Source organism: Pseudomonas sp. (genome assembly GCF_035554175.1).
Lineage (GTDB): Bacteria > Pseudomonadota > Gammaproteobacteria > Pseudomonadales > Pseudomonadaceae > Aquipseudomonas.
The window spans coordinates 232,559-242,626 of the sequence record NZ_DATMIV010000018.1 but is presented as its reverse complement, the minus strand read 5'-3'; the positions used below and the strand labels follow the sequence as shown (position 1 = coordinate 242,626).

At 59.5% G+C, this 10,068-nt stretch carries 13 protein-coding genes; 2 read left to right on the top strand and 11 right to left on the bottom strand.

Features of this window, described 5'->3' with window-relative positions:
- Positions 1-95: 95 nt before the first annotated feature.
- The 10 genes from VNV36_RS08340 to VNV36_RS08295 form a co-directional block, all read right to left on the bottom strand.
- A complete protein-coding gene (locus VNV36_RS08340) occupies positions 96-644 on the bottom strand; it encodes an RNA 2'-phosphotransferase (RefSeq protein ID WP_325717349.1) in 549 nt (182 codons plus the stop codon).
- A gap of 139 nt (positions 645-783) precedes the next feature.
- Entirely contained in the window at positions 784-1,107 is a 324-nt protein-coding gene (locus tag VNV36_RS08335; RefSeq protein ID WP_008083808.1) for a DUF3392 domain-containing protein, read from the bottom strand.
- A gap of 22 nt (positions 1,108-1,129) precedes the next feature.
- Positions 1,130-2,335 carry a radical SAM family heme chaperone HemW gene (gene hemW, locus VNV36_RS08330; protein ID WP_325717348.1) on the bottom strand — a complete coding sequence of 402 codons (1,206 nt, stop codon included), beginning with the start codon at positions 2,333-2,335 and terminating at the stop codon, positions 1,130-1,132.
- A complete protein-coding gene (gene rdgB, locus VNV36_RS08325; RefSeq protein WP_325717347.1) occupies positions 2,332-2,928 on the bottom strand; it encodes an RdgB/HAM1 family non-canonical purine NTP pyrophosphatase in 597 nt (198 codons plus the stop codon). Before rdgB ends, hemW begins: the two co-directional genes overlap by 4 nt.
- Positions 2,925-3,359 (bottom strand): DUF4426 domain-containing protein, encoded by a 435-nt coding sequence (locus VNV36_RS08320; RefSeq protein WP_325717346.1) that lies wholly within the window; start codon positions 3,357-3,359, stop codon positions 2,925-2,927. The genes rdgB and VNV36_RS08320 overlap by 4 nt, the downstream gene beginning before the upstream one ends.
- 26 nt (positions 3,360-3,385) lie before the next feature.
- Positions 3,386-4,006 (bottom strand): methionine biosynthesis protein MetW, encoded by a 621-nt coding sequence (gene metW, locus VNV36_RS08315; RefSeq protein ID WP_325717345.1) that lies wholly within the window; start codon positions 4,004-4,006, stop codon positions 3,386-3,388.
- A gap of 7 nt (positions 4,007-4,013) precedes the next feature.
- On the bottom strand, positions 4,014-5,153 hold the full coding sequence (gene metX / locus VNV36_RS08310) for a homoserine O-succinyltransferase MetX (RefSeq protein ID WP_325717344.1): 1,140 nt from the start codon (positions 5,151-5,153) through the stop codon (positions 4,014-4,016).
- Between the two features lie 204 nt (positions 5,154-5,357).
- The gene (locus VNV36_RS08305) at positions 5,358-5,948 is read right to left on the bottom strand and encodes a YggT family protein (protein WP_039757546.1); all 591 of its coding nucleotides are present in this window, start codon (positions 5,946-5,948) and stop codon (positions 5,358-5,360) included.
- A 10-nt stretch (positions 5,949-5,958) separates the two neighbouring features.
- Positions 5,959-6,777, bottom strand: a complete 819-nt coding sequence (gene proC, locus VNV36_RS08300; RefSeq protein WP_325717343.1) for a pyrroline-5-carboxylate reductase — start codon at positions 6,775-6,777, stop codon at positions 5,959-5,961.
- A gap of 23 nt (positions 6,778-6,800) precedes the next feature.
- Complete coding sequence (locus tag VNV36_RS08295; RefSeq protein ID WP_325717342.1) at positions 6,801-7,487, bottom strand: YggS family pyridoxal phosphate-dependent enzyme; 687 nt, start codon at positions 7,485-7,487, stop codon at positions 6,801-6,803.
- A gap of 56 nt (positions 7,488-7,543) precedes the next feature.
- Between VNV36_RS08295 and VNV36_RS08290 the strand changes: the two genes are divergently transcribed.
- Complete coding sequence (locus VNV36_RS08290) at positions 7,544-8,578, top strand: type IV pilus twitching motility protein PilT (RefSeq protein WP_325717341.1); 1,035 nt, start codon at positions 7,544-7,546, stop codon at positions 8,576-8,578.
- A 92-nt stretch (positions 8,579-8,670) separates the two neighbouring features.
- Here the strand turns inward: VNV36_RS08290 and VNV36_RS08285 are convergent, their stop codons facing one another.
- Positions 8,671-9,288 carry a C40 family peptidase gene (locus VNV36_RS08285; protein WP_325717340.1) on the bottom strand — a complete coding sequence of 206 codons (618 nt, stop codon included), beginning with the start codon at positions 9,286-9,288 and terminating at the stop codon, positions 8,671-8,673.
- A 248-nt stretch (positions 9,289-9,536) separates the two neighbouring features.
- On the opposite strand from VNV36_RS08285, the gene VNV36_RS08280 reads away from it, so the two are divergent.
- Positions 9,537-9,971, top strand: a complete 435-nt coding sequence (locus VNV36_RS08280; protein WP_325717339.1) for an NINE protein — start codon at positions 9,537-9,539, stop codon at positions 9,969-9,971.
- Positions 9,972-10,068 lie beyond the last annotated feature (97 nt).

Sequence of the window (10,068 nt, the reverse complement as noted above, 5' to 3'; positions counted from 1 at the left end):
GCTGCGGCACGCTGCGATCTTTTGATCTTGATTTTGAAGATCAAAAGATCGCAGCGTGCCGCAGCTCCTACAGTTGTTTTCGGTTTCGTCAAAAGTTACAGGGTGGAAATGAAGCGTACTGGCACTTGCTCTGTCAGCCAGACGCCATTTTCGGCCTGATAAAACTTGAAGCCTTGCTCCTGCATTTGCTGCGCGGCGACTCTCAGGATTACCACGGTTCCGTAGCGTTTCCCTACGGTTGAGGCAGTGGCGGATTCTTCCGATAGATGTACGTGGTGACGCGATCCCGGGATCAAGCCTTGCTGGCTGATAGAGTCCATGAAGCGCGTCGCCGTACCGTGATACAGCGTTTGCGGTGGCTGCTTTTCCTCCAGTTGAAGCGCTACGCTTTTCGTCGAATGGCCCTGAACGGCGCGAATGAATTGGCCGTCTTCCGAGATCGAAAAGCGCTTTTTGTCGCTGCTCGCTACGATGTTTTCAATCAGTGAGCGATCCAGGCTTCGACCATTACGCGCAGCGCCGCTGATCAGTGCTTCGATATCTGCCCAGCCTTCCGAATCCAGCGTCAACCCAATCGCCTGAGGCTCATGGCGCAATACGTAGCTAAGAAATTTGCTCGTCTCATCCAGCAGCTTTTTACTCATGAGCTTCCCTGTCGTCGCGATCAACTATGGGAGCGAGCTTGCTCGCGAAAGCGGATGTTCATTCAACATTGATGTTGACTGACACACCGCATTCGCGAGCAAGCTCGCTCCCACATTTGTTTTGGGGTGTCTTGGGGATTCAGCGGCGATCAGCAACCACGCCGATCAGCACCAGCACTACCAACAACACCGGCGCCAGGCTGTAGTTGTTGAACTGGCTCAGGCCCTTGATCACCCACGGCGTGGCATAGATCAGCGCGGCGCCGCTGCCGATCAGGCAGAGCAAGGCCATCAGCGGTACGCGCAGGGCGCCGGCGATGCTGCCCAGGCGTTGCTCGACCCAGCCTTTGAAATCGGCGCCGAACAGCACCAGCAGGCAACCGACCAGTGCCAGAGCGATTTCCGAGAGATTGCTGCGGCTCCAGCGGGAGACGGTGGCCAGCAGGTCGAGTATCAAATCCATGCGTTTTCCCTTTGAGCTGAAGTCAGTTCAGAAATTGTTGCAGCAAATCGTTGAGGAACAGCTGGCCGCGCTCGGTTGCCGCCAGGCGTGACGGTTCGACCTGCAACAGACCGCTTTGTTCGGCTTCGCGCCGGCCTTCAGCAAGCGTGTCCAGCGACAGACCGGTGCGCTCGCTGTACAGGCGCGATTCCACTCCGGCGGTCAGGCGCAGGGCATTCATCAGGAATTCGAAAGGCATCTCATCATTGGTCAGCGATTTTTCGCCGGCCTGAAAGCTTTTCGCCGGGTTGAGATAGTCCTTCGGCAGTCGGGTTTTCCACGTTCGCACAATCCGCCCATCCGGGTGGCTGAGCTTGCCATGCGCGCCGGCGCCGATACCGATGAAATCGCCGAAACTCCAGTAATTGAGGTTATGCCGCGCCGGCCGTCCGGCTTGGGCATACGCCGACACCTCGTATTGCGCGTAACCGTGCTCGGCCAGCAGCGCTTGGCCCGCTTCCTGAATGTCCCACAGCGTGTCGTCTTCCGGCAGCACCGGCGGCTGGTTCCAGAACACCGTGTTCGGCTCCAGCGTCAGTTGATACCAGGAAATGTGCGTCGGCTTCAGCGCGATGGCCTGGCGCAAATCGCCCAACGCGTCGTCCAGCGACTGATCGGGCAAACCGTGCATCAGGTCGAGATTGAAGTTATCGAACCCGGCCTGCCGCGCCATGCCGGCAGCACGTACCGCCTCATCGCCGTTGTGAATGCGGCCGAGGGCCTCTAACTTTTGCTGCTGAAAGCTCTGGATACCGATCGACAGCCGATTGATCCCCAGCTTGCGGTACGCCACGAACTTCTCTTGCTCGAAGGTGCCGGGGTTGGCCTCAAGGGTGATTTCGATATCGTCGGCAAACGGGATGCGCTGCTCGACGCCCTTCAACAAACGCCCGAGGGCTTCGGCACTGAACAAGCTCGGCGTACCGCCACCGAAGAAAATCGACGTCAGCTCACGGCCATAAACCGCGTGCAGATCCTGATCGAGATCGGCCAGCAATGCGTCGACGTATTCCTGCTCCGGCAGGACCGGGCTGGCAGTGTGCGAGTTGAAATCGCAATACGGGCATTTGCGCACGCACCACGGGATGTGGATGTACAGCGCCAGGGGCGGCAACGTTGGCAGCGGCGCCCGAGGCGAAGAGGCGGCGCCGCCGATGATCAGCGACGACGCGGGAGAATCACCGGTCATTTCAAGCCCAGACGCTGGCGCAGCAGATCCATTGCACGGGCGCGGTGGCTGATCCGGTTCTTGTCGGCCGGGCTCAGTTCGGCGCTGGAGCAGTCGCGCTCCGGCACCCAGAACAGCGGGTCGTAACCGAAACCGTGTTCGCCGCTGGCGGCGGTAAGGATGCGCCCGTGCCACAGGCCTTCGCAGAGAATCGGCAGCGGATCGTCGGCGTGCCGCACCAGCGCCAGCACACAGACGAACTGCGCGCCGCGTTCGGCTGGCGGCACATCCTTCAGCGCATCGAGCAGTTTCGCGTTGTTCGCCGCATCGCCCTGGCCGTTGGCATAACGCGCCGAGTAGATGCCTGGCGCCCCGCCAAGAAAATCCACCGCCAGCCCGGAATCGTCGGCCAGTGCCGGCAGCCCGGAAATCCGCGCGGCGTTGCGCGCCTTGAGGATCGCGTTCTCGACAAACGACAAACCGGTTTCTTCCGGCTCGACCTTGCTCCATTCGCCAATCGAGCGCAGTTGCACCGAATCGCCAAGCATGGCCTGGAGTTCTTTGAGTTTGCCGGCGTTATGGCTGGCCAGTACGAGCTGCTTGATGTTCATCATTCGCCGGAAAAGAGTTCTTGGTTGAAGTTGATGGTGTTGATCTTGTCGCCGTTCTGCACCTTGATTTCAAAGGTGCGGGTTTCCTGCTGCGGCACCGGGTACTGGGCGATGTAGTAGATCGCGCCCTGTTCGGTGACCTGGCGGAATTTCAGCGGCACGCTGTTGCTGGTCAGGTCCTTGACGGTGCCGGTGACGCTGGCAATCACCGGTTTGCCGTCCTTGACCACCGAAACATTGATCACGCCCTGGTTCTTGCTGCGAATCAGTTCGGCTGCCTTGGCGATGTCCGGTTGCAGGAACGTCGAGTTGAACGTGTTGTAGTGCACCGTGATGTCACCGAAGGTTTCCTTGCGTTCACCCTTGATGACGTCCGCCGCCATGGCGCCTGCGCTCAGGCAGGCGGTGAGTAACAACAACGCTGGACGACGCATGTTCATGCTCCTCGAAAGGGTCTGGCTCAGACCGCGACCTTGTGATCGGCCAGCACCGGGCTGCTGACGCGGTAGATACCGATTTCACCTAACAGATTAGGCCATAGCTTACTGGCCCACCCGTGCCGGTGCTGTTGATCCACGGCAAGCCGATCAATGACCTTGGCATCACGTTCGCGGCACAACTCTTCGAAGTCCTCGAAGGTGCAGAAGTGGATGTTCGGCGTGTTGTACCAGGTGTAAGGGAGGAATTCCGACACCGGCATGCGGCCCTTGCTCGCCAGGTACCAGCGGCAGCGCCAGTGGCCGAAGTTGGGGAAGGTGATGATGCACTGACGACCGACCCGCAGCATCTCGTCGAGGATCCTGTCCGGGTAGTGCACGGCTTGCAGCGCTTGGGTCATGACGACGATGTCGAAACTGTTGCTGGCGAAGTTGCCCAGGCCCTTGTCCAGATCCTGTTCGATGACGTTGATGCCTTTGGCCACGCACTCGGCGATATTGTCGGCGTCGTTTTCCAGGCCATAACCGGTGACGTTCTTGTTGTCGCGCAGCCAGGTCAGCAGCTCGCCGTCACCGCAACCAAGGTCGAGGACGCGGCTGCCGGCGGGGATCCATTCCTGGATGATTTCCAGATCAGCTCTCATGGCTTTCTCACAACGAAATGCGGTTCATGTAATTGCCGAACGCCTGCAAATAACGCGGGATCGGAATCAGGAAGGCGTCGTGGCCCTGCGGCGCGTCGATTTCCAGGTAGCTGACATCCTTGCGCGCGGCCATCAGCGCATCCACCAGTTCCCGCGAGCGGGCCGGGGAGAAGCGCCAGTCGGTGGTGAACGACATCACGCAGAATTTCGCCGTGGCGTTTTCAAAAGTTTTTGCCAGGTCATCGTCGAAGTTCGCCGCCGGATCGAAGTAATCCAGCGCCTTGGTCATCAACAGATAGGTGTTGGCGTCGAAGCGCCCGGAGAACTCTTCGCCTTGGTAACGCAGGTAGCTTTCGACCTGGAACTCGACACTGTGAAAGTCGTAGTTGAGTTTTTCGCTCTTCAGGCCGCGGCCGAATTTCTCGCCCATGGAATCATCGGACAGATAGGTGATGTGGCCGACCATGCGCGCCAGCATCAGCCCGCGCTTGGGGATCACCCCCTGTTCCTGGAACGAACCGCCGTGGAATTCCGGGTCGGTGAGGATTGCCTGGCGCGCGACTTCGTTAAAGGCAATGTTCTGCGCCGACAGTTTCGGCGCCGAAGCGATGGCCAGGCAGTGACGCACGCGATCCGGGTAGGTGATGGTCCATTGCAACGCCTGCATGCCACCGAGACTACCGCCGATCACCGCTGCCCACTGACCGATGCCGAGCAGATCAGCCAGACGCGCCTGGCTGTGCACCCAGTCTTCGACGGTGAGCACCGGGAAGTCGGCGCCGAACGGCTTGCCAGTCTCCGGGTTGATGCTGCTCGGGCCGGTGGAGCCGTTGCAGCCGCCGAGGTTGTTCAGGCTGACCACAAAGAATTTGTGGGTGTCGATCGGCTTGCCGGGGCCGATACAGCTGTCCCACCAACCCGGCTTGCGGTCTTCGACGCTGTGATAACCGGCGGCGTGATGATGGCCGGACAACGCGTGGCAGATCAGCACGGCGTTGCTCGCTTGCGCGTTCAGGGTGCCGTAGGTTTCGTAGATCAGGTCATAAGCGGCCAGCGAACGGCCACAGGCCAGCGCCAGCGGTTCGCTGAAATGCGCGGTTTGTGGCGTTACCAGACCAACAGAATCGGGGGGGAAGGCAGTTGGCATCGACCCTGCTCTCGTTGAAATGAGGCGTAAGTCTAAAGACCGGGGGGGTTAGCGGCAAGCAACGATAGGGCCCGGCGTGTTCGCTCCGGACCGAGGTGCAGCCATTCGCGACCAGGCTCGCTCCCACATTGGAATGCGATCACCTGTGGGAGCGAGCCTGCTCGCGAAAAAGGCGACTCGGTCAGCCAGACCGAGCGCACCACTTCACATCAGCAAACGCAGAATCTCCGGCATCATCGTCATCGCCGCCAGATTGTTGATCACCAGCATGTCGATCAATTTCAGCGCCAGGAAGGCGAAGATCGGTGACAGATCCAGGCCGCCGAGGTTCGGCAGAAAGCGGCGGAACGGCGCCAGCGCCGGTTCGCAGATCTGGTTGACCAGCTCGGCCCCCGGATTGTGGCTGCCCGGCGCGACCCACGAGAGGATCACGCTGATGATCAGAGCGAAGAAGAAAATCTTCAGGAACAGCGCGGTGACGCCGATCAGCGACCAGATCAACAGTTGCAGCGGGTTACCGGTGGTGCCGTAGGTCAGCAGCAGGGTCAGCGCCATCAGCAGCAGCTGCACCAGAATTGCCAGCACCAGCGACGACATGTCGAGGCCGAACAGGCTCGGGATGATTCGTCGCAAAGGCTTGAGCAGCGGCTGGGTGGCCTTGACCACGAACTGGCACAGCGGGTTGTAGAAGTTCGCCCGCACCAATTGCAGAACGAAGCGCAGCAGCACGATCAGCAGGTACAGGCTGCCGAGGGTTTGCAGCACGTAAACCGCTGCGGTGTTCAATCCGATCATGTAAGGCTCCTTATTTGCCCAGTTGTTCGGCCATTTCGGCCGAGCGGTGCGCGGCGGCGCCGAGTGCGGTTTCAACCAGCGCTTCGAAGCCGCCAGCCTGGAATGATTTGATCGCCGCTTCCGTGGTGCCGTTTGGCGAGGTCACGCGGCGGCGCAGTTCGGCCGCGTCAACGTCGCTGGAGACAGCCATGTGCGCGGCGCCCAGCGCGGTTTGCGCGGTCAGTTGCTCAGCGATTTCTTGTGGCAGGCCAAGTTTGACGCCAGCGGCGGTCATGGCTTCGATCAGCAGGAAAAAGTACGCCGGGCCGGAGCCGGACACTGCCGTGACTGCGTCGAGTTGTTGTTCCTCGTCCAGCCACAAGGCGATGCCGACGGCGGACAGCAGCTCTTCGGCTTGCTGGCGCTGCTCGGCGGTGACATCGCGGGTCGCATACAAACCGCTGACACCCTGGCGCAGCAGCGCCGGGGTGTTCGGCATGCAGCGCACGATCGGCTGTTCGCCGAGCCACGCGGTCATGCTCGCGCAGGTGATGCCGGCGGCGATCGAGACCACCAGTTGAGCAGGCTTCAGGTTTGGGCGAATCGCCTCGCACACGGCTTTCATCGCCTGCGGCTTGACTGCCAGTACGATGACATCGACGCCGTCGATGGCCTGGGCGTTGTCAGCGAAGGTTTCGATGCCGTGTTCGGTGCTGACCTTGGCACGGGTTTGCTCGCCCGGATCGCTGGCGCGGATCTGCGCCGCTTCCAGACCTTTGGCGCGCAGGCCGCCAATCAGACTGGCCGCCATGTTGCCCGCACCGATAAACGCAATACGTGTGTTGCTCATGTGTGGTCCTTATCTGGAAACGTTCAAGACTGGGAATAATCTCTGGCGCCAAACAGCGCGGTACCGATCCGCACCCAGGTGGCGCCTTGGGCGATGGCCGACTCGAGGTCGTGGCTCATGCCCATGGACAGGGTGTCGAGCGGCAGATCGAGGTTCGCCTGCAATGTCTGTACGGCGGCGAACGCAGCGTCCTGTTCGGCGCGATCTTCGGTCGGCTCGGGAATCGCCATCAACCCGCGCAATTGCAGGCGCGGCAAACTGCTGATGGCTTCGACCAGCGCCGGCAGATCGGCGGGTGTGCAGCCGGATTTGCTCGCTTCACCGCTGACGTTGACTTGAATGCAGATGTTCAGCGGCGGCAAATCGGCCCGGCGTTGTTCGGACAGGCGTTGGGCGATTTTCAGACGATCCACGGAGTGCACCCAGTCGAAATGCTCGGCAATCGCGCGAGTCTTGTTCGATTGAATGGGGCCGATGAAATGCCAGATCAAGGGCAGGTCGGCCAGTTCCAGCTGTTTGCCCAAGGCTTCCTGCAGGTAGTTCTCGCCAAAGTCGCGCAGGCCGGCGGCATAGGCTTCACGCAGGGCCTGGGCGGGTTTGGTCTTGCTCACGGCCAGTAGCTGAACGCTGTTTTCAGGGCGTCCGGCCGCGGCGGTCGCGGCGTGGATACGTGAACTAACGAGGGCGATGTTGTCTGCTATCGTGGACATCAAGAGGCGCCGGCGGTCTGTAGGTTCGCGGCATTCTACTGGAATTGAGGGACGCTATGGATATCACTGAACTGCTGGCCTTCAGCGCCAAACAGGGCGCTTCCGACCTGCACCTGTCGGCCGGGCTGCCGCCGATGATCCGCGTTGACGGTGACGTGCGACGGATCAATCTGCCCGCGCTGGATCACCAGCAAGTGCACGATCTGATCTACGACATCATGAACGACACGCAGCGGATCGAATTCGAGAAAAATCTGGAAACCGATTTTTCCTTCGAGGTGCCTGGCGTTGCGCGGTTTCGCGTAAATGCGTTCAACCAGAACCGTGGCGCCGGGGCGGTGTTGCGCACCATTCCGTCGAAAGTATTGAGCATGGAAGACCTCGCCATGGGCGATGTTTTCCGCAAGATCACCGATGCGCCGCGCGGGCTGGTGCTGGTCACCGGGCCGACTGGCTCGGGCAAATCGACCACGCTGGCGGCGATGATCGATTACCTCAACACCCATCGTCATCACCACATCCTGACCATTGAAGACCCGATCGAATTTGTCCACGAATCACGTAAATGCCTGATCAATCAGCGCGAAGTTCACCGTGATACCCGCAGCTTCGCCACCGCCCTGCGCTCGGCGTTGCGTGAAGATCCGGACGTGATTCTGGTCGGCGAGATGCGTGATCTGGAAACCATTCGCCTGGCGCTGACGGCGGCAGAGACCGGACATCTGGTGTTCGGCACGCTGCACACGACTTCAGCGGCGAAGACCATCGACCGCGTGGTGGACGTGTTTCCCGGTGACGAGAAGTCGATGGTGCGTTCGATGCTGTCGGAGTCGTTGCTGGCGGTGGTGTCGCAGACGTTGATCAAGAAGATCGGCGGCGGTCGGGTGGCGGCGCATGAAATCATGCTGGGGACGTCGGCGATCCGTAACCTGATCCGCGAGGACAAAGTGGCGCAGATGTATTCGGCGATTCAGACCGGTGGGTCGCTGGGGATGCAGACACTCGACATGTGCCTGAAGGATCTGGTGACCAAGGGCTTGATCAGCCGCGAGCATGCACGGGAAAAAGCGCGTACCCCGGATAATTTCTAGCAGCCAAAAGCAAAAGATCGCAGCCTTCGGCAGCTCCTACAATTGGAATGCATTCCCCTGTAGGAGCTGCCGAAGGCTGCGATCTTTGATCTTTAGCGCTGGACTACGCGCATCTGCTGCTGTTCTTTCGGCAACACACGCTTGGCCACGACATAGTGCTTCTGCCAGTACGGCTTGTTCAGCGTGTCGATGCTCACCGCTTTGCCGCGGCGCGGGGCGTGGATGAAGCGGTCGTTGCCCAGGTAGATGGCAACGTGGTTGACCCGGCGGCTCTTGATGTTGAAGAAAATCAGGTCGCCCGGTTTCAGATCCTTGCGCTCGACTTTTTCGCCGTGACCGCTGGCCATGGCGTTGGAGGTGCGTGGCAGGTCGAATGTGGCGTCGTTGAAAGCATATTTCACCAGGCCGCTGCAATCGAAGCCTTTACTTGGGCTGCTGCCGCCCCAACGATAAGGTGTACCGAGGACGTTCACCGCACGGCTCAGCACATTGCTGCTTTCCTTGCTCGCCATCGGTGGCACCAGCTTGCTGTGGCTCTTGCTGCTCAGCGTGGTGGTCTTGCTCTTGCTGCTTTTGCTCGATGGAGCCGAAGCATGGGATTTGGGTGTGAAACCGTTGACGTTGGGAAGACGTTGCTCACGATTGGTGGCGTGGGCGGCCAGTGGCATTAATAGGCAAATAGTCAGCCATGTCTTGAAAAATGGTCGCATTAGGCGTGGCTCGTAAGTGATAGCGCGCAACTTTATAACAGCTTTTTTTGCTGCTCCGAGGCCGTTCATCGATTCATTCGGCCGCCTACGGAACCAAAAACGCTTAAAAAGTACGCAATTGTCCGACAGAAGTCAGGTTCTATAAGGGTTTCGCGCTAGCAACGGTAACATTTGCCATACGTCGGCTACCTGTAAAAAAGTCACAAAGAAATGAAGAATATTTATCTATTGAGTGCAATGAGGTCTTAATGAACAGCTATCAGCAACCCCGCGTGAACGAAAAAGACACCCATAGCAAGGTCATCGGCTACCTGCTGTGGATTTTCGGATTCACGGGTGCCCACCGCTTTTATTACGGCAAGCCAGTGACCGGGACGATCTGGTTCTTTACCTTTGGTTTGCTGGGGATTGGCTGGCTGATCGACGTATTTCTGATTCCGGCAATGGATCGCGAGGCGGATCTGCGCTTTGCTGCCGGGCCGATCGAGTACAACGTCGCTTGGATTCTGCTGACCTTCCTTGGCGTGTTCGGCGTGCACCGCATGTACCAAGGCAAATGGATCAGTGGCTTGCTTTATCTGCTGACGGGCGGATTGTTCTTTATTGGCGTGCTGTATGACTTCTGGACGCTGAACGATCAGGTGTCGGTGCGTAATGCGCAAAATCGCGGCGCCTTTCAGTAAGCCATTGCCAGATCAAAAGATCGCAGCCTGCGGCAGCTCCTACAAGTTGGAACGCATTCCACTGTAGGAGCTGCCGAAGGCTGCGATCTTTTGCTTT